The sequence below is a fragment of the Aliiglaciecola lipolytica E3 genome (assembly GCF_000314975.1).
GTDB classification, from domain to species: Bacteria; Pseudomonadota; Gammaproteobacteria; order Enterobacterales; family Alteromonadaceae; genus Aliiglaciecola; species Aliiglaciecola lipolytica.
Genome location: NZ_BAEN01000065.1, coordinates 13,797 through 36,938, shown reverse-complemented (window position 1 = coordinate 36,938; position 23,142 = coordinate 13,797). Strand labels below are relative to the sequence as shown.

The following is a 23,142-nucleotide window of genomic DNA, read 5'->3' as shown; positions in this document are numbered from 1 at the left end:
GTTAGCAGTAACTTAACGAAACTTGCCAACTAAATAGCGTCCCAAAATATTTATTCAGTAAGAAATCCTAACGGCTAAATTCGAGATACAAAAAAGCCGCTCATTGAGCGGCTTTTTCAACTTTCACTTAAAACAACTTAAACGATAGTTGCTTTAGTTACTACGTCAACCAACGTCCAGTTTTTGGACTTTGACAAAGGACGACATTCAGTAATAGTTACTACGTCACCTTCATTACATTGGTTAGTTTCGTCATGGGCGTGAAGCTTAGTAGAACGTTTTTGGAACTTCCCATAAATTGGGTGTTTTACGAAACGTTCAACAACAACTGTAATGGTTTTATCCATCTTGTTGCTTACCACACGACCGCGAACAGTACGAACTTGTTGTTCAGTCATTAGCTATCAGCCTTTTCAGTCAGAATGGTTTTAACACGCGCGATGTTACGACGCACTTTACGTAGCTGGTCAGTTTTTTCCAACTGTCCAGTGCTGTGCTGCATGCGTAGGTTAAACTGTTCGCGAAGTAGTGTTAACAACTCTGCGTTCAATTCTTCTACGTTTTTGGCTTTCAGTTCAGCTTTCATTACATCACCGTCCGAGTTACAAAGGTTGTCTTAAATGGCAATTTAGCCGCTGCCAATTCAAACGCTTCGCGAGCCAATGATTCTGGAACACCTTCCATTTCATATAACACACGACCTGGTTGAATTTGGCATACCCAGTACTCAACGTTACCTTTACCTTTACCTTGACGCACTTCAAGAGGCTTCTCAGTAATTGGTTTGTCAGGGAAAACTCGAATCCAAATTTTACCTTGACGTTTAACGTGACGAGTCATAGCACGACGGGCTGCTTCAATTTGACGTGCAGTCATACGACCACGGCCAACTGATTTCAATCCGTAAGTACCAAAGCTAACTTTGCCGCCCGCAACTGCCATGCCGCGGTTGCGGCCTTTGTGCATTTTGCGGAATTTCATACGTTTAGGTTGTAACATAATTATTAGCCCTCACGCTTAGCAGAACGGCCTTTCTTCTTAGGTGCTGGAGCAGGTTGCTCTTGCGTAAGAGGCAATCCGCCTAGTACTTCACCTTTGAAGATCCAAACTTTTACGCCAATGATGCCGTAAGTAGTCAAAGCTTCTGAAGTTGCATAGTCGATATCAGCACGGAAAGTGTGTAGTGGTACACGACCTTCACGATACCATTCTGAACGTGCAATTTCTGCTCCGCCCAAACGACCGCTAACTTCTACCTTGATACCTTTAGCGCCAAGACGCATTGCATTCTGTACAGCTCGCTTCATAGCACGACGGAACATTACACGACGCTCTAATTGGCTAGAAATACTGTCAGCAACAAGCTGGCCATCTAGTTCAGGTTTACGCACTTCTGCAATGTTGATCTGTGCTGGCACACCGGCTAGCTTAGATACAAACTTGCGAAGCTTCTCTACATCTTCACCTTTTTTACCGATTACAACACCAGGGCGAGCAGTGTGAATAGTCACACGGATGCTTTTTGCTGGGCGTTCGATAACGATTTTCGATAGAGACGCGTTTTTCAATTCTTTCGTCAGGTATTTACGTACCTGGTGATCATTAAACAGGTTGTCTGCATATTCCGCTGTGTTAGCGTACCAAGTAGACGTCCATGGTTTGCTGATACCCAGGCGTATACCTGTAGGATGTACCTTCTGTCCCATTTCTAATCTCCTAGTCCGCTACTACAACAGTGATATGACTGCTGCGTTTAAAGATACGATCAGCTCGGCCTTTGGCTCGTGGCTTGATACGCTTCATAGTTGGGCCTTCATCAACGAAGATTTTTGCGACAGTCAACTCATCGATGTCTGCGCCTTCATTGTGTTCAGCGTTCGCAATCGCAGACTCTAGTACTTTTTTGACTAGAGCAGCACTTTTCTTCGGACTATAAGTCAGAACTTCAAGTGCCTTTTCAACGTGTAAACCGCGAATTTGATCTGCAACCAAGCGTGCTTTTTGAGCCGAAGAACGGGCAAAACGATGTTTAGCTAAAGCTTCCATAATTTTTCCTCTTATCTCTTCGCTTTCTTATCCGCGACATGGCCGCGGTAAGTACGCGTTGGAGCAAATTCGCCCAACTTATGGCCAACCATTTCGTCAGAGACGAAAACAGGTACGTGCTGGCGACCGTTATGGACCGCAATGGTCAACCCAATCATATCTGGGATGATCATGGAGCGACGAGACCAAGTCTTAATTGGTTTCTTTTCGCCCTTTTCCACTGCAGCCTCTACCTTCTTCAGCAAGTGCAGGTCAATAAATGGACCTTTCTTGAGAGAACGTGGCATGGTGAATCCTCGCTGTTACTTGTTACGACGACGTACGATAAGTTTATCGGTACGCTTGTTACTACGGGTTTTCTTACCCTTAGTTGGTACACCCCAAGGTGAAACTGGATGACGGCCACCAGAGGTACGACCTTCACCACCACCATGTGGGTGATCTACTGGGTTCATGGCTACACCACGAACTGTTGGACGCACACCGCGCCAACGTGTTGCACCAGCTTTACCTAGTGAACGTAGCATATGTTCAGCATTACCAACTTCACCAATGGTGGCGCGGCAATCAGCTAGAACACGACGTACTTCACCAGAACGTAGACGAAGTGTTACATAACCTTCGGCACGCGCTAATATTTGTGCATATTGTCCTGCAGAACGAGCAATTTGAGCACCTTTACCAGGCTTCATCTCAATAGCGTGTACAGTTGTACCTACTGGGATGTTGCGCATTGGCATGGCGTTACCCGCTTTGATTGGCGCATCAGAACCAGACTGAATAGCTTGTCCAGCTAGAGCACCTTTCGGAGCAAGAATATAACGACGCTCACCATCAGCATAAAGCACAAGTGCGATATTTGCTGAACGGTTAGGATCGTATTCCAAACGTTCAATTTTGGCTGGAATGCCATCTTTGTTACGTTTGAAGTCAATTAAACGATAATGCTGTTTGTGACCACCACCAATGTGACGCACGGTAATGCGACCATTGTTGTTACGACCACCAGACTTGCTGTTTTTCTCAAGTAGTGGTGCGTAAGGTGCGCCTTTATGTAGATCAGGATTTGTAACCTGAACTACGTGACGACGACCAGCAGAAGTCGGCTTAGCTTTTAATAATGGCATATCTAATCCCCTTCTTAAGCTTCGCCACCGACGAAGTCGATGTCTTGACCTTCTTTAAGCACTACATATGCTTTTTTCCAGTCGCTACGCTTACCAAAAGACTGACCGTGACGCTTGGTTTTACCCTTTACGTTTAAGGTACGAACGCTGCTTACTTCAACTTCAAACAGTTTTTCAACTGCCGCTTTGATTTCAGCTTTGTTTGCGTCTTTTACGACTTTGAAAACAACAGCGTTGTTGCCTTCAGCAGCCATGGTTGATTTTTCAGAAACATGCGGTGCTAATAGCACCTTAAGTAAACGCTCTTCAGAGATCATGCTAACGACTCCTCTAGCTGTTTAACCGCATCGGCAGTGATTAACACTTTTTCGAATGCAATTAAGCTTACTGGGTCGATGCCTTGAACGTCACGTACGTCAACTTTATATAAGTTACGAGCAGCTAAGAACAAGTTCTCTTCTACTTCAGACGTTACGATTAACACGTCGTTAAGCTCAAGTTCATTAAGCTTAGCAACCAATGTTTTGGTTTTAGGTGCATCAACACCAAATTTTTCTACAACAATCAAACGTTCTTGACGTACCAATTCAGAAAGGATGCTACGAATAGCTCCACGGTACATCTTTTTATTAACTTTTTGACTGTGATCTTGAGGCTTGGCTGCAAATGCACGGCCACCACCAACCCAAATTGGGCTGCGGATTGTACCAGCACGAGCACGACCAGTCCCTTTTTGACGCCAAGGCTTCTTGCCGCCGCCACGAACTTCAGAGCGTGTTTTTTGTGCTTTGGAACCCTGACGGGCACCTGCACCGTAAGCCACTACTACTTGGTGTACTAGCGCTTCGTTAAAATCACGTCCAAAGGTTGCTTCGGAGACTTCAAGAGCGCTGTTCGCGTCTTTCAATACTAATTCCATCACTTCACTCCCAGACGTTACGCTTTAACTGCAGGACGTACGATAACATCGCCGCCTGTAGCACCAGGTACTGCACCTTTAACTAGAAGAAGGTTGTTCTCTGCGTCAACACGTACCACTTCCAAAGATTGAGTAGTCACAGCTGTGTTGCCTAATTGGCCAGCCATTTTCTTCCCTTTGAAAACTTTACCTGGAGATTGGTTTTGACCAATCGAACCAGGAGCACGGTGAGACAAAGAGTTACCGTGAGTCATACGTTGGTGACTAAAGTTCCAACGTTTGATTGCACCAGCAAAACCTTTACCTTTAGAAGTTCCAGCTACGTCAACTTTTTTAGCTTCAGCAAAGATTTCAACAGTAATTTCACTGCCAACTTCAATACCTTCACCTTCATTGCCGTCTAAACGGAACTCCCATAAACCACGGCCAGCTTCCACGCCAGCTTTAGCAAAATGACCTGCTTCAGCTTTGTTAACGCGGTTCGCTTTTTTATCACCAGCAGTTACTTGTAGCGCGCGATACCCATCTGTTTCTTCAGTACGTAACTGAGTCACACGGTTTGGGGTCGCTTCTATAACAGTCACAGGAATTGAAACACCATCTTCAGTGAAGATGCGAGTCATACCTACTTTACGACCGATAAGACCAATCGCCATTGTTAAAACCCTCTCTTGTTAGCCCAGGCTGATTTGAACATCAACACCGGCAGCCAAGTCCAATCTCATCAATGCATCAACTGTTTTATCAGTTGGTTCAATGATATCTACCAAACGCTTGTGCGTACGGATTTCATACTGATCACGTGCATCTTTATTCACGTGAGGAGAAACCAATACGGTATAGCGTTCTTTACGAGTAGGTAGTGGAATAGGACCGCTAACCTGAGCACCTGTACGTTTCGCAGTTTCAACGATTTCAGCCGTAGACTGATCGATCAACTTGTGATCAAACGCTTTCAAACGAATACGAATTCTTTGATTTGGCATCGATTAAGCTCCAATCGAAAGAACAAAAAAAACCATCCACACCAACCTTTTATTAGGTGGGAGGATGCATGTAAACCGATGACCCACAATTGGGGTCTTGTTCATAATATTTCGACATTTTCGCAAACTTACTGCAATTGCGTTGGGCTATTGATAGCGTCGAAATCACTACCCATCAGGGCAAGTGGGCGCGAATTATACATGGATGAGAGATGATTGCAACGTCTAATAGTAAGAAAATCTGCTTTTATGCGGTTTATTTCTAACCAAAGTAAATGAACTTAAAATTGGCAATAAAAAACTGTACCAAGGGACAGGTGTATTTTAGTTACCATCACACTAACCTTTTGATGTTGCGATTGAGATTCAGAATGCGATGTTCTAGCAATTGAAACGCAATTTTAAATCGCTTGGTGATTAATACCAAGCGGTAAATTTTAATTTATCAAAAGGAATTCGCAAATGCGAGAATTGAATGAAATGCAATTAGAAGATGTAAATGGTGGAGTAGCTCCGCTGGTTGTTTTCGGCGGGGTAATGACTGCGGTTGGATACGTTAACAGTTTACCGGGTTTAATGTCGTTTGGTAGAGGGCTTGGTTATGGTTGGTATGATGCAACACATTAGTAATTGGTGCTTTTTATGATTGAATTATCTAAAAACGAATTAGTTGCAGTTTCTGGTGGAATGCCTGACAACGAAGCTCATGGTTATGCTATAGGCTATTCTGTAGGGTACGTATTAGGCGGGAAAGCTGGTTATCAACTCGGAGTTTCGTTATACAACTTGTTCCACTAAGTTAACACTAATTAAAAGGGGGTAAAGCCCCTTTTCTTTAATCTCAATAAAAACAAAGAGGAAATATAATGGACCGTAAATTTATCATGTTCGCCAATGCTATATTATTTTTTATGATTGCAACTAACCTTTGGGCTGCGGTATCTGCCTGGCTTTTTAATGATATAAACATGTCAAGCAACCCGCATCTACAAACTGCGTTACTTTATGTTATCTGTGGCTTTCTTTTTAACCAATATGGAACCGAAAAGAGAATGCAAAAACAACACAAAAGAGACTAAGCTATGGACCCTAAATTAAGAACCTTTATAAACTGGATATTTTATATTGCGATTGGGTTCGCCTTTATTCAAGCAATCGGTGACTGGTATGAAGAGGGAACTGATATACTTGCAAATCCGATTATGCATGGTGCAATGCTGCTATGCATTATGGGTTTTTTATTCAATCAAAATGTAAAACCAAGTAAGCCCGATGAAAAGCAATCTAATTCTTAGGTTTTGTTAATGATTACACTCAGTTATAGTTAGGTAATGAGTAATGACACTGATCGTATTTAATGGCAACAGAACTTGTTATTGAAGAGACACTTCAAAAAATAGATAGATTGTTGGAAGCCCATCCGTCTTTGATGGATGCATATCAACAATTAGAACCAATCATTCTTAGTTTGTTTGAAGCACAACGCATGAGTATCTTTCAGCGTAGACGTCAACATCAAGATTTGGTTGCTCGCTTCAAAACAGGTAAAGAGACTTTACAGATTAAGGTTCCCATAAGCCCGCAATCCATCGCTGGTTATGTGGCCTTAAGTCAAAAGCCTTTACTGATAAGTGATCCTTACAATGCCCAAGAGCTTGCTGAAATACATCCGCGTTTAAAATTTGCTGACAAATTTGATAAAAACAGTTCATTTAAAACTGAAAATATTATTTGTGTTCCCATTCTCAATGCCGGTGTTTTGATGGGTGTCATGCAGATTATCAATAAAAAAGTCGGCTCGTTTGGTGATGCAGACTTACGTTTAGCCAACTCTTTATCAGAAATTCTCGGAAATAAGTTTCGTTATGAATTAGGAGGTACCAGTAATCCATTTGATTATTTAGTCCACCGTAATTTGATGTCTGAAAAAGATCTCAAGCAATTTACTGAAACCAGTAAAGATATACGTCAACTTATTCAACGCATGATTTCAGAAGCACGCATTCCCGAAAACGAATTGGGCAATGCATTGTCTGTGCATTATCAAGTTCCATATATTAGCTATCTTCCCGAAAAATACCACGTGCTACAAAGTGGCAATAAACTCAACCTTTCCTACTTAAAACGCAATTATGTGGTTGTGTTGGCCGACGCGGCAGAAAATGCAATTGTTTTAATGGCTGAACCAAACAATGCTGCGCTTTTAATGGAAATAGAGAGTGCATTGGGGATAGATAGCTACGAAATTTCTGTTGGTCTTCCTAACCAAATTCTACAATATTTGGGCGCGAGTGGCGGTGGCGGCGCACCGGGTGAAATGGATGAAATACTGGACGAAATTGGGACCAGTAGCGAAGAGCTAGACGAAACCAGTGAAGAGATGTCTGATGACGCTCCTGCAGTCGTACGGCTGGTTAGTCGCGTATTGCATGATGCGAAACGTCTGAACGCATCAGATATACATGTCGACCCCGAAAAAAATGGGCCAACTCGAGTTCGAATGCGCATTGATGGTGTATGTCGCGATATTACTCAAGTTCCTGCATCACATCACAGTGCAGTTATTGCCCGAATTAAAATCATGTCAAACTTGAATATTGCCGAAAAACGGGTTCCTCAAGATGGCAAACTGGCATTTAAAATGTCGGGACAATTGGTGGAAGTCCGAGTCGCGACAATTCCTACTGTCGCGGGCGAAGGCGTGGTCATGCGTATCCTTGCGTCTGGTGGTGCACTGCCCATTGAAAAAATGAATATATCGCCTAAAAACATGACGATGCTACGGGAAATGATTAAGAAACCGCACGGTATTTTGCTAGTAGTAGGGCCAACGGGTTCTGGTAAAACAACCACGTTGCACGCATTACTTGGCTACTTAAACACCCCTGATAAAAAAATCTGGACGGCAGAGGATCCGGTAGAAATCACTCAACCCGGCCTACAACAGGTCCAAGTTAGTCCTAAAATAGGCTTTACATTTGCCAACGCGCTTAGAGCATTTTTGCGGGCTGACCCAGATATCATACTTATTGGTGAAATGCGTGATAAAGAAACCGCACATGCAGGTATTGAAGCTTCCCTAACCGGTCACTTAGTACTTTCTACTCTGCATACTAACTCTGCTCCAGAAACGATTACGCGTTTATTAGATTTAGGGTTAGATCCTGTGAACTTTTCAGATGCTTGTGTTGGCATTATGGCGCAACGACTAATTCGTACATTGTGTTCTAATTGCAAAGAAGAATACGAAGCGACAGATACCGATATGGCCTTTATTCGACGTCAATATGGTGAACAGTATTTGGATGAATTAAATCTGCAAGAGCCTGTAAGATTACATCGTGGAAAAGGCTGTGACGATTGTGGAGATACTGGGTATAAAGGCAGAACAGGTGTTCATGAACTTTTGTCTATGACTTCAGATCTTCGCTCTTTAGTCTACAAAGAAGCGTCTGTTTCAGAAATGAAGGCACAATCGATGTTAGATGGTATGCGCACACTGACCCAGGACGGTATTCTCAAAGTATTGAAAGGTGATACGGATATTGCCCAAATTCAGATTATCAGTGGCTCAGATTAAACTTATTTAAGTACTGCGTAATTGGCATTACGCAGCACTTAACAGTTATTCAACTTGCTCATTTGAATTTGGCAAATTAGTAAGCAACCGCTTATTAAAAGCATGAAAATCATTAATTGCAGATACCAAATCCGTTGTGCCTAAATCCTGTACCTCATTGATAATGCCGTTAATTAACGTTTCATATTGATCGCCAGCAGCTAACTTCTGTTGAGACTGTTCAAATACATTTAGCATCTTCTGTAAGTAATCACTTACTCTCTCAATTGGTCTTGAAGATTTCTCCGTAGCGGCCGAGTCATCTTTATAATGTGATACAGATTCGTAGGTTTTAACTACTTCAACTTGTTCTTGGCGGGTTAGCTGTAACGCAAATCCGGTCAGTTCACTTTCATCAAAGCCCAATTCAAGTGCTTGATTAAAAGCCGCCTCAACATCCCCTTCAAAAAACGTTGTTGCTAAATCATTGGCATCAGACACAAGTTGTCCAATAGATTCCAACTCCCCCTCGTCAAGCTCACCAGTTACCGAAAAACTGTAACTATTTTGCGCAACAAAAATGGCCTGCTGACTCTCAATTTGCTTATCTACCACCTGCTCATTAGATGGTTCTTTGCTGGAAGTGTCAGTTTGGCTTACTTCTGTAGTCTCATTTAAATTTTTATCGACACCAGCACGTGGCAGCACATCATTTGATTCGATATTTCTATCTTCATTTTTCTGCGGTTGTGTCTCTTGTTGCTGTAATACTTGTCGATTTAATTCAAATTGCTTTAAATCTTCAAATCGAATTATGACTTCGTCACCGTCTCGTGTACGAATCTGCAACTCGCCATTTTGTCTGCTTGAAGCACTGATTTCTTCTGTTGCCACTGACCTAACAACATCTGAACTAGGGTCGTTTACGGGTTGTTGCTCACCCAGCAATCTATCTTGCAACTTCAGAATTCCCTGTTCAATTAAAGCCGCACTACTATTAATTCCCTGGGAAATCTCGTCATTCAAGAAACCTGATAAATCTTTCTCAGCTAATTTTATTCCTTGTGCCACACCTGAACGTGCCTGCTCAAATAAGTTTGTTAACTCTTCTTCGCCTGCACCATTACGTGCAGCACCAGATATAACACCACCTACAAAGCGCAGTACATTTTTGGCTACTTCTTCGAAATCGAACAAACTTTTATTTGTCTCTTCGGGTGTTTTTAGGTTGGCTCGTTTATCATCTATTTGTAATGTTTGATTAAGCGAATTGTTATATATTCGCAACCCTACAGTGGTCTGCGAGCTCAACTTACTGACGGTAGACTCTGCAGACATAGAAATACCTGCTTCGGCTTGTTTTAAACCCGCTTCCCGTAATTGATTTTTTATTGCGTCATTTGGGTTAATGTGGGATTTATCCCCCATAAACGCTTTAATTTCACCAAAATTCATGTCGAATACCTCACTATCCTCGTTTTATATTATCGGCCATAAATTCAGTTTATTGAGAAATTAAATTAAAAAAGGCCAACAAATAGCGCTAAACCGTTAGTATTGTCATTCCAGTTGCGAATTTGCATTTGCATGCGCGTCGTAAATCCTTAAAATTCGCGACTCTCCTTTTAACTTCAATTGATTGAGCTTTAAATGCGACCAACAGAAATAAATCCCTCACACTATCAGGCTCAACTCGACGAAAAGACTGCACGCTTAGAACAGCAATTTGCCCAATTTAAAGTGCCTCAATTAGAGGTGTTTGATTCTCAACCGCTCAATTATAGGATGCGCGCGGAGTTCCGTGTATGGCACGATGGGGATGATTTGTTTCACATCATGTTTGATAGTGAAACAAAGGAAAAGTACCGCGTTGAGGACTTCCCCCCAGCCAGTAAGTTGATTAATGAAGTCATGGAAGACTTGTTGCAACTATTAAAAGAAAGCGAAGTTGCAAGACGCAAATTATTTCAAATCGATTATTTGAGCACGTTAAGTGGAGAAATCGTCGTTTCACTTTTGTATCACAAAGCGCTCGACGAAGATTGGCATAGACAAATTAAACTAATCTTAGCTAGTCTAAGACAGAAGTACCGCATCGATATTGTTGGACGTGCAAGAAAACAAAAAAGCCTGGTTGATAAGGATTTTGTAATAGAGCAATTACCGATTGGTAAGAGAACATACGAATTTAAGCAGGTAGAAAATAGTTTTACTCAGCCAAATGCTTCAGTTAACCAAAAAATGATTGAATGGGCATTAGATGTTACTGCACAAAGTGAAGGCGACTTATTGGAACTGTATTGCGGTTCAGGCAATTTTAGTATCCCGATGGCACAAAATTTCAAACGGGTGCTAGCAACAGAAATCTCTAAATCATCTGTAGCAGCTGCACAACATAATATTAGCGCCAATCAGACTGAAAACGTTACGATCTTACGAATGTCTAGTGAGGAGTTCGTGCAAGCACAGGCTGGAATTAGACAATTTAAACGGCTCGAAGGCATTGACCTAACGGAATATGACTGTCGTACCGTGCTCGTCGATCCCCCAAGAGCGGGTTTAGATCAAGCGACCGTAGAAATGGTTAGCAAATATGACAACATCGTTTATATTTCCTGTAACCCTGATACGTTACAAAGTAATCTAGATTTACTGATTAAAACCCATAAAGTGCAGCGTTTCGCGTTATTCGACCAATTCCCCTACACCCATCATTTGGAAGCAGGTGTTTATTTGGTTAGCAGAAACAAAGCTAACCAAGCATCAGGTTAATTATTTTTAGCGTACTCCAGTGAACCATTGGTAATGAATCGCAATTGTATTTTTAAACGCACGGCTAATTGTTCACGTTGGGTAGTATCTAAATCCAACGCCTCAGCTCCCGTGCTGAATACTAATTTAACCATGGCTTCTGCTTGCAAGTTCGCCAGCTTTTTATTTAGCCCTGTGGTAGCTACTGTATAATCGGTTAGCTCTTCAGTAAAATGCTGAATTTCACGAAACACTGCGGCACGAAATGCATTAGACGTTCCTGTATGCTCGCGTAGCAATAACCTGAAAATGTTGCTATTAGCAGAAATGAACTCCATAAAAGTGTCGATTGAGGTGCTAATGACACCGCCACCAGAGGCTATTCTAACTCGAGCTTGACGCATTAATTGTCGTAAGGTTAACCCGGCTTCATCAACCAAGGTTAAACCTAACTCATCAATATCTTTAAAGTGTCGGTAAAATGAGGTGGGCGCAATACCGGCTGCTCTAGCGACTTCTCGCAAACTCATGCTTGAAAAACTATGTTGTTCATCTAACAAACCAAAAGCAGCATCGATAATTGCGCGTCGAGTTTTTAATTTTTGTTGTTGTCGACTCTGAGTCACTCATTTTCCTCGTGTTTTTGCTTAACTGTAAGCAATATTTTGCATGAATTACACCGCAGCTCAGCTTTATTTTCAATTTATTTACTTGATTAAGTAACAGGCTCAAGATAAATTAGCGTACAGTTGTAAGCTCAAAAGTATTTTTTAATGAACAAACCTCGTCTGTTATTGACCAACGTATTGGTCTTTTTAGTTACTGGATTAATCGCTGTCGTTGGCGTTCCTGTAGAAGCCTACTTCAATGGCTTTGATTTATTCGAAGTTATCACGTGTATATTTCTAATCTATTTCTCTGGCATGTCTATTACCGCTGGATACCACAGGTTGTGGTCTCACAAAGCTTATGAAGCCAATGCTGTGGTGCGTTTTTTTCTAGCCGTAGGTGGTGCAATGGCGCTACAAAACAGTATATTACATTGGTGTTCTGACCATCGTGTTCATCACAAATTTGTCGACCAAAATGGCAAAGACCCCTACTCCGCTAAACGTGGATTTTTGTTTTCACACATTGGTTGGATGCTCAGAGACTATCAATCTCATCGCTATGATGACTATAAAAATTGCCGAGATTTACAAAGAGATAAGATTGTCATGTGGCAACACAAGTATTATTTACCAATTGTATTGGCCACTAATTTCGGTATTCCTATGTTTTTGGGATTTCTTAATGGTGACGTATTAGGCATGCTGTTACTTGCCGGTGTTTTCAGATTAGTCATAGTTCATCATGTTACTTTCTTTATTAATTCACTCGCGCACATCTGGGGAAAACAACCTTATACGGATCAGAACACCGCGCGTGACAATGGTATTTTAGCATTCTTTACATTTGGCGAAGGCTATCATAACTATCACCATATATTTGAATATGACTATCGAAATGGCATACGTTGGTGGCATTTTGATCCAACTAAGTGGCTAATTCGTGGGCTATCATTTGTGAAATTAGCCAAAAACCTACGACGTTGCCCAGAAGAACGCATTGAAAAAGCACGCTTTGAAATGATGATGAAGCGCACTCAAAAAAGAATTTCAAGTTTACCTAACGCCGATGAAATCTTGGTTAAATTACAACATGAGTATGATGTATTGGTTGCCAAAATGAGTGACTATTATGCAGCTAAGAAAAAGCTGCTAGAAATTAAACAAGCGCGTTTAAAAGAAAGTTACGATAATTTTGAGATTGCTAGCAAATATGAAGAATTAAAACTCAGTATGGTGCTACAAAAGCAAAAGTTTTACGAACTATATCAAATGGCATAATAGGGTTATACCCTGTTTGTAGGCGGGGATTTATCCCCGAGTAAGATCGAATTTATATTGGAATTCATGGGCTAAACTCATGCTACAGGCCAAAAAAAACCTGACAGATGTCAGGTTTTTTTAAAAGCTTCTTAACTTATTGTTGCACTGCAGCCGTTAGTGATTGATCCGTTAAGGCATCACGATGGGCTACGACTTCAATCAACGCGTCTTTTGGATAATATTTAATAGTGGCCATAATGGCGTCACTTTGAACATTCGCTTTATCAGCGATTTCCATTTGAACGTTACGGTAAGTCATGTTGTGACTAATTTTGTCTGCCATACATTGGCTGTTCACTTCAAACGTTTGTTTGTCTACACAATCAAAAGTTTTTAACTGATCGGCTTGAGCATGCGCAACCGTTCCTAATCCAAGGACGGCAAGAAGAGAAAATAATTTACGCATTGTGTTACTCCTTAAAATACATCGGTTTTCCGATGGGTCAAATATAACACAATGTTGACATAAGACCAACAATTTCAAATCATAGTTTTATGACACTAATATTACAAACTGAAATATTTTGAAAAAAAATGAGTTCGATTTAGCAAAAAATTGTAAAGAGTGCCTTGGAGTGTTGCCTTTTGATCCCAACCCAATAATTCAAGGCTCTGTGAATAGTCAAATTGTTATCATAGGCCAGGCACCAGGTTTATCTGCCCACCTGACTACTTTACCTTGGAACGATGCATCTGGAAAAAGATTAAGAACTTGGTTAGGCATGAATGAAAGTAATTTCTATAATCCAGAGAAAGTAGCCATTGTACCGATGGGTTTTTGTTACCCGGGAAAGTCAAAAAGCGGCGACCTTCCCCCCATAAAGCGATGTGCAGAAATTTGGCAACATCGATTGTTAGCTTCAATCTCTCCCAAAATAACATTGCTTATTGGTCAATATGCACAACAATATTATTTACAAGACAAGTTCACTGTTACCGAAAGAATCAAAAACTGGGAATCATATTTGCCCAAATATATTGTGTTGCCGCACCCTTCCCCAAGAAACAATATTTGGTTAAAGAAAAACCCTTGGTTTGAACAAACGGTTTTACCTGAAGTTAGACTCCTTATGCAAAGAATGAACTAAATCCTGATTGCATTCATTTTAATCCGAAGCATGTTATTTGTTCTTTTCCAGAAAGACAATTAGATCGTCAAAAGCCATAGGCTTCGCGTACAAAAAGCCCTGCGCTTCGTCACAGCCTAATTTCAACATATAGCTGGCTTGCTCTCTTTTCTCAATGCCTTCAGCGATAGTTTGCAAACCAAGGCGGTTTCCAAGAGTGACAATAGTTTCTGCAATAAATGCTGATTTATTAGGTTTAATTTCATTGATAAAAGATCTGTCAACTTTCAGACGGTCAAGAGGTAATTGTTGCAAATAACTCATCGAAGAAAAGCCGGTTCCAAAGTCGTCAATCGCAATTTTTACTCCAAAGCTTTTTAGTTCCTTGAGCGCTTCAACCACAATATGTGGCTCATCCATTACAACACTTTCAGTAATTTCCAACTCCAGTTGGCCAGGAATAATTTCATGAGCACCAACAGCAGACTTCACCATTTGGATAAAGTCAGGATCGCGAAATTGTGGCATGGAAATATTAACTGCCATCCTTAAGTTTTCATAACCTTTATCAACCAACACTTTTAGTTGACGACAAGATTGTTCTAAAACCCAAGCACCTATTTCTATTATAAGCCCCGAATACTCTGCCAAGGGAACAAAAACCGCGGGTGAAATGAACCCTTCTTTTTCGGTGGGCCAACGCAATAAAGCTTCCAAGCCAACCACTCGCTCTGTAACTAAATCAACTTGTGGTTGATACCAAACTTCTAATTTACGTGCAGAAAAATCAGCTCTAAGTTGTCGAATCAATCCTAGACGCCACGTCGTTTTTTCTTCCATTTCTGGTTCGTAATAACCAAAATTAGTATTTAGATCCTTTTTAGCCCGATTCAACGCTATATTAGTTTGCTTCAACAAATTGATTCCGGTACTACCGTCATCTGTCAGTTTGCATAATCCCATTGTGATATTAATAGGTAACGTGTGATCACCAGCTTTAAATGGAAAAGCAAATAATGCATTTATGGTAGTGGGGTTTACTACCTCTTCAGACCCAATAAGTCCAAAAACGTCTGCACCGATTCTGCCCATTTTCACCTTGCTACTTAAACTATCTTGCACTCGCTTCGATACAGCTTTTAATAGATTGTTACCTGCATCTTGTCCCAAACCGTCATTTACGTCAGAAAAATGTTTAATATCGAGTAAAGCAACAACGTTGTCACCCATTATCCCTTTAGCACATGTCTCATCTAACATATTGATGAATTCATTACGATTAGGTAATTTGGTCAACCAGTCTCTGAATGCCGCATTGCGTAATTGATGGAATAGATTAACGTTTTCATATCCGACTGAAATACTGGATAAAAACACCTCCAATAATTTACGATCGATGATACTTATCTCATGTTTTAGATTCAGAAAAACCGCGGCATCATATCCAGAACTATTTAAATACAGCACCGAGTAATTATTTTGAAAAACATGTGTTTTTTGTTGTAGACATCGATTGACCGCTTCTACAATTTTGGGGTCGTGCACATTTTCCAAACTTTCGTTGATGTATTTCGCAAACTCTCCAGCAGCGCCTAACACATAAACACTATTGTCTTCCTTATCTAGCACTGCACCAGCTCGAGCGCAAACAACTCCTCCCGCTTCCAGCCCTAATAACGAACTTATTTGCGTAACGATACCTTCGCAATACCCCTTTACAGAATGTTCTTCAAGCAAATTAGCCGACGAATGGATGATTTTTTCTAGGCCTTGCCGGCTTTGATTAATAGTGAGAATTTGTTGGTAGGATCTTAAAGAAGCAATAATGGTGGTGACCAGTTTACTCCTAGTTAGTTCGGTCTTAGTTTTATAGTCATTGATATCATATTCTTTAATGACACTTTCTTCAGGGGCATAACCAGGTTGGCCTGTCCTAAGAACAATTCTAGGTTCCATTAACTTTAGTTCTTCACGCATTTTACGTGCGACAACTAACCCCGCGTCATCGGTTTCCATGACCACATCTAACAGGATAATCGCTAACCGATTTCCAAGTTTTTCAATGATGCTAAGTGCTTGTTTTCCAGAATATGCATGGTGAAAATGAAGTTTCTTGTCGTTTAGATGTAAATCTGACAATGCCAATCTTGTTACTGTGTGGATTTCTTCATCATCATCAACAACTAACACATTCCAACGTCCGAGATTTGTTTCCTTTTCCTGAGACTCATCTTCTGCTAGAAAAATCAATTCGTCATTTTCATAATCCGTTGTAGCCATTCATTTTTCCACTATTCGAACACCAAGATCGGCGAAAAATTTTCAACACATATTAAACATATCTCAATATGCAACAAAGAGGAATAATAATTGTAGCAAAATTCAACAAAACCGCTTGATTAAGAGCTAACTACTCCAATTTTATTAGAATCCATCCCTTTCTAATATTTTCGAGTATAATCGTACTCATGTAATGTCGGTGAGTTTCAAAAAATGAAAATAGAATCCAATAGCCCGCCTCCAAATTTAATTAAACCCGAAAACACAACTCCCAACAAAAAAGTGCAAGAAACGCCTACTTCACCGCAAAAACCGATATCAGAAAATACCAAACAAATTAAAACGAAAATGTTGCAATGGTTTAGTAGAGCTGGCATCGCCACTGGAAAAGGGAGCTCCTTAGAGCAAGATTTGCACAAAAAAGTCAATCGCCATCAATTTGTCAAAGCTCAAAGAAAACTGAAAAATTTAGAACGCATTTTAAGCCTTGCTATGGACTATAGTCAGGAACAAAACGTGCAAGATGAGCTCGATCCCGATTGGTTTTTTAGTTTTAGCGAAATGGCCGAAAACGTTAATTCACCAGCGATGCAAGAACTTTGGGCAAAGATATTCACAGTTGAAATTAGTGCACCAGGTTCGTTTTCACTACGAACATTGCAAATATTAAAAAACCTCACTCATAAAGATGCCAAAATACTTAAGTTAGCTGTAGGCATTGCCAGCCGTAAAAAGGATGAGCATGGTTTGAAGATTATTTTTGGTTATCATCGTAAACCAAGCATATTGTCAATTTTCAAACTAACCAAAAACGAACAAATCAATTTAGCAGTGCATGGATTAGCGTACCCGGATCTATTGTCTTTAATGGACCTAGGACTAATCTACAGTAGTGAAATAGAAACGAGTGAACTCGCAACTCAAAGTAGAATGCAATATCGCTGTGCCAATGAAACCTTTCACCTAGCTCCAAAGAAAAGAGGCTTAAGCCTGCAGTATTATAAATTTACTTCTACCGGTTTTGAGTTAGCACGTTTAATTAATAGCAAAGCAAACACTCACTACATTGAAGATTTGCAAAAATTGTTATCCGCTGAATTTGACATAAACTAGGTGCCAGCAGTTTAAGTTCTTAATTTGATCCCAATCTCAAATTGTATCGATACATAAATGAAATAAATCAGGAGAACAAATGACTAATACCTATACGCCTCCCAAAGTATGGAGCTGGAACCCAGAAAATGGAGGAAAGTTTGCAAGTATTAATAGACCAGTTTCAGGCGCAACCTACGAAAAAGACCTCCCTGTAGGTAAACACCCTTTGCAGCTATACTCTTTAGCTACTCCAAATGGCGTTAAAGTTACTGTTATGCTAGAAGAATTATTAGCGAAGGGTCACACGGGCGCAGAATATGATGCATTTTTAATTCAAATACTCGAAGGTGATCAATTCAGTAGTGGTTTCGTTGCTGCTAACCCAAACTCTAAAATTCCAGCACTAGTAGATCATAGCACTTCAACGCCAACCAGAGTATTCGAATCTGGCTCGATCCTGCTGTATCTTGCCGAAAAATTTAATGACTTTATTCCTACAGATCCTACCAAGAGGACTGAATGCTTATCATGGTTATTTTGGCAAATGGCAAGTGCCCCCATTCTTGGTGGAGGCTTTGGACACTTTTATGCCTATGCTCCGGAAAAGTTTGAATATCCAATAGATCGATACACTATGGAAATTAAACGGCAACTCGATGTTCTCGACAAGCAACTTGCTAAAAACGAATACCTAAGTGGTGATGAGTATACAATTGCAGATATAGCTACTTGGCCTTGGTACGGTGCCCTAGTAAAAGGTTTGGTTTATGAGGCTGCTGAATTTATTGAAGCACACACATACACAAATGTGATTCGCTGGACTGACCAAATTGCGCAAAGACCAGCGGTTAAAAGAGGCAGAATGGTAAACCGCACTTGGGGCGAGCCAGAATCTCAATTGCATGAGCGTCATGATGCAAGTGATTTTGACACCAAAACCCAAGATAAAATTGGTTAAAGTTCCAACCTGGTCATGAATGATTCATGGGCCAAAGCCCATGCTACGCTGTAGGCGGGGATTTATCCCCGCTAAATGCCGTCACCGAATTCGTGTAATCCACATTCGCGTTTTAGTCCGAAGAAGCGCGTATCTTGCTCGCTCATTCCGGCTTCTAGCGCTTTTGAGGTATGCCAATCACCTATCGACACAAAACCTTTTTCCCAAAGCGGGTGATACGGTAAATCATTAGCTTTTAGATACTGGTGCAATGCTTTGTTCGATTGATCAATAATTGGATAAACTTTTGTTTGACCACTTAACCTTTGTAACACGTTTAAATTTTCACGCGTATCAGATTGTGAACGGCGTAATCCAGCAAACCAAGTGCCTGCCTTAAGCTCTTTCAATGCCCGTTGCATTGGCAGAACTTTGTTCATCTTGTTGTACTTTTCGATTCCTTCCAATCCTTGTTCCCATAACAATCCATGGCGGGCTTCTTGCCAGGCTGATGACTCAGGCGCTCGGTAAACGTTTAAGTTTAATTTCAAGCGTTCCGTCAATTCATCAATAAATTGGTATGTTTCTGGAAATAAATAGCCAGTATCGGTTAGCACTACAGGAATATCTGCATATTGCTGAGATAGTAAATGCAGCATGACAGCAGATTGCGCACCGAAACTCGATGATACAATATGTTCTCCTGGCAAATGCTTGAGTGCCCACTCAACTCGTTGTTGAGGCGTCTGCTTTTCAAGCTCTGCATTTAGTTCAGCAAACTGTACTTCGTCCAGATTGTTTATCCAATCTGGGTTATGAGTATTTTCTGCTGAATTTTCAATTAATGCGTTAGGCATAAAAATCCTTGGCTGAATTAACAACCGGTGCTATCACTTTAGTACGAATCAAAAAATCACCGAAAGCTTCATTTTCGTTGCTTTCTTTAGCCCAACGGCCAATTAATTCGTCAAGATGAGTTAATATTTCCTGTTCGCTGATATTTTCTTTATACATTTTAGGAATGCGTGTCCCTTCACGGTCACCACCTAAATGAAAATTGTATTTACCAGGGCCTTTACCTACCAAACCGACTTCTGCAAGCATTGCTCTGCCGCACCCGTTTGGACAGCCTGTTACGCGAAAAATAATGCTACGCTCAGGAATACCATGTTTCTCGAGCAAGCCTTCAATATCAGTCACCGCGCCAGGTAAATAACGTTCTGCTTCCGCCATAGCTAAAGGACAAGTAGGTAATGAAACACACGCCATTGAATCCAGACGTTGATTACTGACCCCATCAGAAATTAACCCATGAGTTTTCGCCAAAGTTTCAATTTGTTGTTTTTGCTCAGGTGGAACGCCCGCAATAACTAAGTTTTGATTAGCCGTCAGCCTAAAGTCACCTTTATGTACCTTGGCAATTTCAGCACAACCTGTTTTTAAGGTTTTTCCTGGATAATCAAGAATGCGACCATTTTCAATGAAAACCGTTAGGTGATATTTACCATCCACGCCTTCAACCCAGCCAAATCGATCGCCGCGCGAAGTGAATTCATAAGGACGGCTTTGTTCAAACTTAATTTCAGCACGCTTTTCGACTTCAGCTTTAAAGTTCTCGACGCCAACACGTTCAAGGGTATATTTGGTTTTTGCGTTTTTGCGATTAACTCGATTACCCCAATCACGCTGAGTACCAACAACAGCCGCTGCAACATCTAAGGTTTTTTCCAGTGGAATAAAGCCAAAGTCGTCAGCTTTGCGCGGATAGGTTGAATGATCACCATGGGTCATTGCCAAACCACCACCAACAAGGACATTAAATCCAATTAGTTTGCCCTCTTGGGCAATAGCAACGAAATTCAAATCATTGGCATGTACATCGATATCGTTATGCGGTGGAATAACCACGGTAGTCTTGAACTTACGTGGCAAATAATTATTCCCTAAAATGGGTTCATCTTCGGTTGTTTCGACTTTTTCACCATCTAACCAAATTTCAGCATAAGCACGTGTTTTAGGCAGCAAATGCTCACTGATTTTTTTAGCCCACTCGTAAGCTTGCTGATGCACCTCTGACTCAACTGGGTTAGATGTGCACAGAACATTTCGGTTTACATCACCCGCAGTGGCGATTGAATCAATCCCAACTTTATTCAGAGTTTGGTGCATAAGCTTAATATGCGGTTTGAGCACTCCATGAAATTGGAAAGTTTGACGCGTAGTTAAACGAATACTGCCGTAAATACTATGATCTTCTGCAAACTTGTCGATAGCTAACCATTGTGTAGGGGAGATAATTCCACCTGGTAAGCGCGCACGCAACATCACGTTGTGTAAAGGTTCAAGCTTTTGCTTAGCTCGCTCAGCACGGATATCTCTATCATCTTGTTGATACATACCGTGGAAGCGGATAAGTTGAAAATTATCTGCAGTAAAGCCGCCGGTCAAATCGTCTTTGAGGTCTTGCGCAATTGTGCCACGTAAAAAGTTACTTTCGCCTTTAATACGCTCGTTTTCTGCCAACTTACCTTCAACTATAAACTTTTTATCGGAAATCATTAGTACACATCCTTCTGATAACGCTTGCCACGACGCATTTCGGTTAAATACGCCTCAGCTTCTTCAGCACTCTTTCCACCGTGTTCTTGAATCACAGTCAACAATGCATCGTGAACATCTTTAGCCATATGCGTTGCATCACCACAAACATAAAAATGTGCACCTTGTTCTAACCATTCATATAATTCAGCACCATTTTCTAATAAACGATGCTGCACATAGACCTTTTGCTCCTGATCACGGGAAAACGCCAATGTCACTTTATCTACCACACCATCTTTCACAAAACGTTGCCATTCTGTTTGATAGAGGAAATCTTGGGTATAGTTCGGATTTCCGAAGAATAACCAATTTTTGCCTTCAGCCTCATCTTCAGCACGTTGTTGCATAAATGCTCTGAACGGTGCGATTCCGGTACCTGGGCCAACCATGATCACTGGCGTGTCTGGATTTTGCGGTAATCTGAAGTTATTGTTGTGCTCAACAAACACTTTTACTTCTTGCCCTTCTTCAAGACGTTTGCCTAAGAAGTGTGAAGCAGAGCCGTTGCGAACATTGCCATTTACATCGTATTCCACCATAGCTACGGTTAAATGAACTTCGTCATCAACTTCAGCTTGACTGGACGCAATGGAATATAACCTTGGCGTAATCGGTCTCAATGCACGTGCCAACTGCTCGGCGGTAATTTTTGCGGGGAAATCGACTACTATATCGACTATTTGCTTATCCGCTAAGTAATCTCTTAACTGCGCTTTGTCTTCAAATAATGCCTGTAACTTTTCATTTGGTGCTGAGTCTAAATAACTCTTCACAAATGTAGGGTAGCTTAAGGTAAGCTCGAATTTCTCAATTAGTGCCGTCTTGATGCTTATGGTTTGATCGCCAACCGTCACTTGTTCATTAGCATCTACTTCCACTAAACTGAGTAATTCATCAACAAGCAATTCGTCATTGCTGAACCAAATGCCCAGTGCATCTCCCGGTTGATACTGAATTCCAGAATCTTCAAGAGAAATCTCCACATGCCGAATATCTTTAACGGAATCACGACCAGTTATTTTCTGGCTTTCCAACAATGTGGCAGTGAAAGGGCTTTTCTTAGTGTACTCTGATTTACCCGTGGCTAAACTCGCAACACCGGCTACCGTTGAAGTCTGCTCAACACGGGTTTGACTTGCGGCAAACTCTTCTTTGAGTTGAATGGCAATCTGATCAAAAAACGCATTAGTGACAGTTTCATAGTCAACATCACAATCTACTCGTGGCGTTAAACGTTTTCCACCTAATGCTTCTAAACGCGCATCAAAATCTTTTGCAGTTTGACAGAAAAACTCATAACTGCTGTCACCTAAGCCCACGACGGCAAAATTCAAATCTGGTAATTTAGGCGCTTTTTTACTGCCTACAAATTCATGCAACTCAATAGCATCATCAGGCGCATCACCTTCACCATGCGTACTCACTACAATTAGCAGATGAGTTTCATTTTTGAGTTGTTTGGCCTTGTAATCTGCCATACTCAACAAGTTCACTTTCAAGCCAGCATGTTGTGCTTTTTCTTTATAATCCTGCGCTACACCTTTTGCATTACCGGTTTGCGAGCCATAAAGAATAGTGAGTTGTTTTTCAGCAACGCTTGCAGACGACGCAGGCGCAACAGCATGGATCCCAGACTGTTGATGTGCTAGACCCGCTAAATACCCACTCATCCAAGTAAGTTGATCGTTGTTCAGCGGTGCGATGGCGCTATTGATTTTTTGCCACTGTGAGTCATTTATCACAGCAGTCGGCACAAGTGCCTGATTGTTCTTTGAAGACATAAAAACGCTAACCCTTTAATTGATATTGTCAGGTTAGCGTCTTTTAATCATAACAGGAAAGA

The 23,142-nt window shown here is 41.0% G+C and carries 28 protein-coding genes; 10 read left to right on the top strand and 18 right to left on the bottom strand.

Translation table 11 applies throughout. The features are described from left to right. Positions 1-137: 137 nt before the first annotated feature. Genes rpsQ through rpsJ form a run of 11 tightly spaced genes read right to left on the bottom strand, consistent with a single transcriptional unit; the run spans position 138 to position 5,078 of the window. Positions 138-398 carry a 30S ribosomal protein S17 gene (rpsQ, locus tag GLIP_RS16365; protein ID WP_008845785.1) on the bottom strand — a complete coding sequence of 87 codons (261 nt, stop codon included), beginning with the start codon at positions 396-398 and terminating at the stop codon, positions 138-140. Beyond that, positions 398-586: a 50S ribosomal protein L29 gene (rpmC, locus tag GLIP_RS16360; RefSeq protein WP_008845784.1), complete on the bottom strand. Its 189-nt coding sequence runs from the start codon at positions 584-586 to the stop codon at positions 398-400. Before rpmC ends, rpsQ begins: the two co-directional genes overlap by 1 nt. Continuing rightward, positions 586-999, bottom strand: coding sequence for a 50S ribosomal protein L16 (rplP, locus tag GLIP_RS16355; RefSeq protein ID WP_008845783.1), 414 nt, complete (start codon positions 997-999; stop codon positions 586-588). Before rplP ends, rpmC begins: the two co-directional genes overlap by 1 nt. A gap of 5 nt (positions 1,000-1,004) precedes the next feature. After that, positions 1,005-1,706, bottom strand: a complete 702-nt coding sequence (gene rpsC / locus GLIP_RS16350; protein WP_008845782.1) for a 30S ribosomal protein S3 — start codon at positions 1,704-1,706, stop codon at positions 1,005-1,007. Positions 1,707-1,716: 10 nt separating this feature from the next. Then, entirely contained in the window at positions 1,717-2,046 is a 330-nt protein-coding gene (gene rplV, locus GLIP_RS16345) for a 50S ribosomal protein L22 (RefSeq protein ID WP_008845781.1), read from the bottom strand. Positions 2,047-2,057: 11 nt separating this feature from the next. Then, positions 2,058-2,333 (bottom strand): 30S ribosomal protein S19, encoded by a 276-nt coding sequence (rpsS, locus tag GLIP_RS16340; RefSeq protein ID WP_014107406.1) that lies wholly within the window; start codon positions 2,331-2,333, stop codon positions 2,058-2,060. Positions 2,334-2,348: 15 nt separating this feature from the next. Continuing rightward, a complete protein-coding gene (gene rplB, locus GLIP_RS16335) occupies positions 2,349-3,173 on the bottom strand; it encodes a 50S ribosomal protein L2 (protein WP_008845780.1) in 825 nt (274 codons plus the stop codon). 14 nt (positions 3,174-3,187) lie between these two features. Then, entirely contained in the window at positions 3,188-3,490 is a 303-nt protein-coding gene (gene rplW / locus GLIP_RS16330; RefSeq protein WP_008845779.1) for a 50S ribosomal protein L23, read from the bottom strand. Continuing rightward, positions 3,487-4,092 carry a 50S ribosomal protein L4 gene (gene rplD / locus GLIP_RS16325; protein ID WP_008845778.1) on the bottom strand — a complete coding sequence of 202 codons (606 nt, stop codon included), beginning with the start codon at positions 4,090-4,092 and terminating at the stop codon, positions 3,487-3,489. Before rplD ends, rplW begins: the two co-directional genes overlap by 4 nt. A 17-nt stretch (positions 4,093-4,109) precedes the next feature. After that, positions 4,110-4,748, bottom strand: coding sequence for a 50S ribosomal protein L3 (gene rplC, locus GLIP_RS16320; protein WP_008845777.1), 639 nt, complete (start codon positions 4,746-4,748; stop codon positions 4,110-4,112). 18 nt (positions 4,749-4,766) lie between these two features. Further along, complete coding sequence (gene rpsJ, locus GLIP_RS16315) at positions 4,767-5,078, bottom strand: 30S ribosomal protein S10 (RefSeq protein ID WP_008845776.1); 312 nt, start codon at positions 5,076-5,078, stop codon at positions 4,767-4,769. A 462-nt stretch (positions 5,079-5,540) separates the two neighbouring features. On the opposite strand from rpsJ, the gene GLIP_RS21740 reads away from it, so the two are divergent. The 5 genes from GLIP_RS21740 to GLIP_RS16300 all read left to right on the top strand — a co-directional run bounded on the left by GLIP_RS21740 (position 5,541) and on the right by GLIP_RS16300 (position 8,658). Continuing rightward, complete coding sequence (locus tag GLIP_RS21740; RefSeq protein ID WP_008845775.1) at positions 5,541-5,705, top strand: class IIb bacteriocin, lactobin A/cerein 7B family; 165 nt, start codon at positions 5,541-5,543, stop codon at positions 5,703-5,705. A gap of 15 nt (positions 5,706-5,720) precedes the next feature. Next, a complete protein-coding gene (locus GLIP_RS21960; RefSeq protein WP_008845774.1) occupies positions 5,721-5,876 on the top strand; it encodes a hypothetical protein in 156 nt (51 codons plus the stop codon). A gap of 68 nt (positions 5,877-5,944) precedes the next feature. Further along, positions 5,945-6,157, top strand: a complete 213-nt coding sequence (locus tag GLIP_RS16310) for a hypothetical protein (RefSeq protein ID WP_008845773.1) — start codon at positions 5,945-5,947, stop codon at positions 6,155-6,157. 3 nt (positions 6,158-6,160) lie between these two features. Next, positions 6,161-6,373, top strand: a complete 213-nt coding sequence (locus GLIP_RS16305) for a hypothetical protein (RefSeq protein ID WP_008845772.1) — start codon at positions 6,161-6,163, stop codon at positions 6,371-6,373. A gap of 134 nt (positions 6,374-6,507) precedes the next feature. Then, positions 6,508-8,658: an ATPase, T2SS/T4P/T4SS family gene (locus GLIP_RS16300; protein WP_052155003.1), complete on the top strand. Its 2,151-nt coding sequence runs from the start codon at positions 6,508-6,510 to the stop codon at positions 8,656-8,658. 45 nt (positions 8,659-8,703) lie between these two features. On the opposite strand, the gene GLIP_RS16295 is transcribed toward GLIP_RS16300, so the two are convergent. Further along, complete coding sequence (locus GLIP_RS16295; protein ID WP_008845770.1) at positions 8,704-10,092, bottom strand: DUF5610 domain-containing protein; 1,389 nt, start codon at positions 10,090-10,092, stop codon at positions 8,704-8,706. 195 nt (positions 10,093-10,287) lie between these two features. Between GLIP_RS16295 and trmA the strand changes: the two genes are divergently transcribed. Further along, positions 10,288-11,409 carry a tRNA (uridine(54)-C5)-methyltransferase TrmA gene (gene trmA / locus GLIP_RS16290; protein WP_008845769.1) on the top strand — a complete coding sequence of 374 codons (1,122 nt, stop codon included), beginning with the start codon at positions 10,288-10,290 and terminating at the stop codon, positions 11,407-11,409. Here trmA and fabR read toward each other — a convergent pair. Then, positions 11,406-12,014 (bottom strand): HTH-type transcriptional repressor FabR, encoded by a 609-nt coding sequence (gene fabR / locus GLIP_RS16285; protein ID WP_008845768.1) that lies wholly within the window; start codon positions 12,012-12,014, stop codon positions 11,406-11,408. The genes trmA and fabR overlap by 4 nt on opposite strands. Before the next feature lie 147 nt (positions 12,015-12,161). Here fabR and GLIP_RS16280 point away from each other — a divergent pair, with 147 nt between their 5' ends. Further along, positions 12,162-13,277, top strand: coding sequence for an acyl-CoA desaturase (locus GLIP_RS16280; protein ID WP_008845767.1), 1,116 nt, complete (start codon positions 12,162-12,164; stop codon positions 13,275-13,277). A gap of 136 nt (positions 13,278-13,413) precedes the next feature. Here the strand turns inward: GLIP_RS16280 and GLIP_RS16275 are convergent, their stop codons facing one another. Beyond that, positions 13,414-13,725, bottom strand: a complete 312-nt coding sequence (locus GLIP_RS16275; protein WP_008845766.1) for a hypothetical protein — start codon at positions 13,723-13,725, stop codon at positions 13,414-13,416. 169 nt (positions 13,726-13,894) lie between these two features. Between GLIP_RS16275 and GLIP_RS16270 the strand changes: the two genes are divergently transcribed. Next, complete coding sequence (locus tag GLIP_RS16270; protein ID WP_008845765.1) at positions 13,895-14,407, top strand: uracil-DNA glycosylase family protein; 513 nt, start codon at positions 13,895-13,897, stop codon at positions 14,405-14,407. A 33-nt stretch (positions 14,408-14,440) separates the two neighbouring features. Here GLIP_RS16270 and GLIP_RS16265 read toward each other — a convergent pair whose 3' ends face one another. Further along, complete coding sequence (locus GLIP_RS16265; protein WP_008845764.1) at positions 14,441-16,666, bottom strand: bifunctional diguanylate cyclase/phosphodiesterase; 2,226 nt, start codon at positions 16,664-16,666, stop codon at positions 14,441-14,443. 213 nt (positions 16,667-16,879) lie between these two features. Between GLIP_RS16265 and GLIP_RS16260 the strand changes: the two genes are divergently transcribed. Beyond that, positions 16,880-17,779 carry a TIGR03899 family protein gene (locus tag GLIP_RS16260; protein ID WP_008845763.1) on the top strand — a complete coding sequence of 300 codons (900 nt, stop codon included), beginning with the start codon at positions 16,880-16,882 and terminating at the stop codon, positions 17,777-17,779. A gap of 79 nt (positions 17,780-17,858) precedes the next feature. Beyond that, positions 17,859-18,719, top strand: coding sequence for a glutathione-dependent disulfide-bond oxidoreductase (gene yghU, locus GLIP_RS16255; RefSeq protein ID WP_008845762.1), 861 nt, complete (start codon positions 17,859-17,861; stop codon positions 18,717-18,719). Positions 18,720-18,790: 71 nt separating this feature from the next. On the opposite strand, the gene GLIP_RS16250 is transcribed toward yghU, so the two are convergent. The 3 genes from GLIP_RS16250 to GLIP_RS16240 are packed head-to-tail and all read right to left on the bottom strand — an operon-like array spanning position 18,791 to position 23,080. Next, complete coding sequence (locus GLIP_RS16250) at positions 18,791-19,555, bottom strand: phosphoadenylyl-sulfate reductase (RefSeq protein ID WP_008845761.1); 765 nt, start codon at positions 19,553-19,555, stop codon at positions 18,791-18,793. Continuing rightward, a complete protein-coding gene (gene cysI / locus GLIP_RS16245; protein ID WP_008845760.1) occupies positions 19,548-21,257 on the bottom strand; it encodes an assimilatory sulfite reductase (NADPH) hemoprotein subunit in 1,710 nt (569 codons plus the stop codon). Before cysI ends, GLIP_RS16250 begins: the two co-directional genes overlap by 8 nt. After that, positions 21,257-23,080, bottom strand: a complete 1,824-nt coding sequence (locus GLIP_RS16240; RefSeq protein ID WP_008845759.1) for an assimilatory sulfite reductase (NADPH) flavoprotein subunit — start codon at positions 23,078-23,080, stop codon at positions 21,257-21,259. Before GLIP_RS16240 ends, cysI begins: the two co-directional genes overlap by 1 nt. Between the last annotated feature and the right edge of the window lie 62 nt (positions 23,081-23,142).

What these genes read in the sequence shown, in the direction of transcription:
- GLIP_RS16260 (WP_008845763.1), top strand. Translation starts at nt 16,880, where the DNA reads ATGAAAATAGAATCCAATAGCCCGCCTCCAAATTTAATTAAACCCGAA.
- rpmC (WP_008845784.1), bottom strand. Translation starts at nt 586, where the DNA reads ATGAAAGCTGAACTGAAAGCCAAAAACGTAGAAGAATTGAACGCAGAG.
- rpsJ (WP_008845776.1), bottom strand. Translation starts at nt 5,078, where the DNA reads ATGCCAAATCAAAGAATTCGTATTCGTTTGAAAGCGTTTGATCACAAG.
- rplD (WP_008845778.1), bottom strand. Translation starts at nt 4,092, where the DNA reads ATGGAATTAGTATTGAAAGACGCGAACAGCGCTCTTGAAGTCTCCGAA.
- rplB (WP_008845780.1), bottom strand. Translation starts at nt 3,173, where the DNA reads ATGCCATTATTAAAAGCTAAGCCGACTTCTGCTGGTCGTCGTCACGTA.
- rplP (WP_008845783.1), bottom strand. Translation starts at nt 999, where the DNA reads ATGTTACAACCTAAACGTATGAAATTCCGCAAAATGCACAAAGGCCGC.
- rpsC (WP_008845782.1), bottom strand. Translation starts at nt 1,706, where the DNA reads ATGGGACAGAAGGTACATCCTACAGGTATACGCCTGGGTATCAGCAAA.
- GLIP_RS16300 (WP_052155003.1), top strand. Translation starts at nt 6,508, where the DNA reads ATGGATGCATATCAACAATTAGAACCAATCATTCTTAGTTTGTTTGAA.
- cysI (WP_008845760.1), bottom strand. Translation starts at nt 21,257, where the DNA reads ATGATTTCCGATAAAAAGTTTATAGTTGAAGGTAAGTTGGCAGAAAAC.
- GLIP_RS16280 (WP_008845767.1), top strand. Translation starts at nt 12,162, where the DNA reads ATGAACAAACCTCGTCTGTTATTGACCAACGTATTGGTCTTTTTAGTT.
- GLIP_RS21740 (WP_008845775.1), top strand. Translation starts at nt 5,541, where the DNA reads ATGCGAGAATTGAATGAAATGCAATTAGAAGATGTAAATGGTGGAGTA.
- rplW (WP_008845779.1), bottom strand. Translation starts at nt 3,490, where the DNA reads ATGATCTCTGAAGAGCGTTTACTTAAGGTGCTATTAGCACCGCATGTT.
- rplV (WP_008845781.1), bottom strand. Translation starts at nt 2,046, where the DNA reads ATGGAAGCTTTAGCTAAACATCGTTTTGCCCGTTCTTCGGCTCAAAAA.
- GLIP_RS16240 (WP_008845759.1), bottom strand. Translation starts at nt 23,080, where the DNA reads ATGTCTTCAAAGAACAATCAGGCACTTGTGCCGACTGCTGTGATAAAT.
- yghU (WP_008845762.1), top strand. Translation starts at nt 17,859, where the DNA reads ATGACTAATACCTATACGCCTCCCAAAGTATGGAGCTGGAACCCAGAA.
- GLIP_RS16305 (WP_008845772.1), top strand. Translation starts at nt 6,161, where the DNA reads ATGGACCCTAAATTAAGAACCTTTATAAACTGGATATTTTATATTGCG.
- rpsQ (WP_008845785.1), bottom strand. Translation starts at nt 398, where the DNA reads ATGACTGAACAACAAGTTCGTACTGTTCGCGGTCGTGTGGTAAGCAAC.
- GLIP_RS16310 (WP_008845773.1), top strand. Translation starts at nt 5,945, where the DNA reads ATGGACCGTAAATTTATCATGTTCGCCAATGCTATATTATTTTTTATG.
- GLIP_RS16275 (WP_008845766.1), bottom strand. Translation starts at nt 13,725, where the DNA reads ATGCGTAAATTATTTTCTCTTCTTGCCGTCCTTGGATTAGGAACGGTT.
- GLIP_RS16295 (WP_008845770.1), bottom strand. Translation starts at nt 10,092, where the DNA reads ATGAATTTTGGTGAAATTAAAGCGTTTATGGGGGATAAATCCCACATT.
- rplC (WP_008845777.1), bottom strand. Translation starts at nt 4,748, where the DNA reads ATGGCGATTGGTCTTATCGGTCGTAAAGTAGGTATGACTCGCATCTTC.
- trmA (WP_008845769.1), top strand. Translation starts at nt 10,288, where the DNA reads ATGCGACCAACAGAAATAAATCCCTCACACTATCAGGCTCAACTCGAC.
- GLIP_RS21960 (WP_008845774.1), top strand. Translation starts at nt 5,721, where the DNA reads ATGATTGAATTATCTAAAAACGAATTAGTTGCAGTTTCTGGTGGAATG.
- GLIP_RS16250 (WP_008845761.1), bottom strand. Translation starts at nt 19,555, where the DNA reads ATGCCTAACGCATTAATTGAAAATTCAGCAGAAAATACTCATAACCCA.
- GLIP_RS16265 (WP_008845764.1), bottom strand. Translation starts at nt 16,666, where the DNA reads ATGGCTACAACGGATTATGAAAATGACGAATTGATTTTTCTAGCAGAA.
- rpsS (WP_014107406.1), bottom strand. Translation starts at nt 2,333, where the DNA reads ATGCCACGTTCTCTCAAGAAAGGTCCATTTATTGACCTGCACTTGCTG.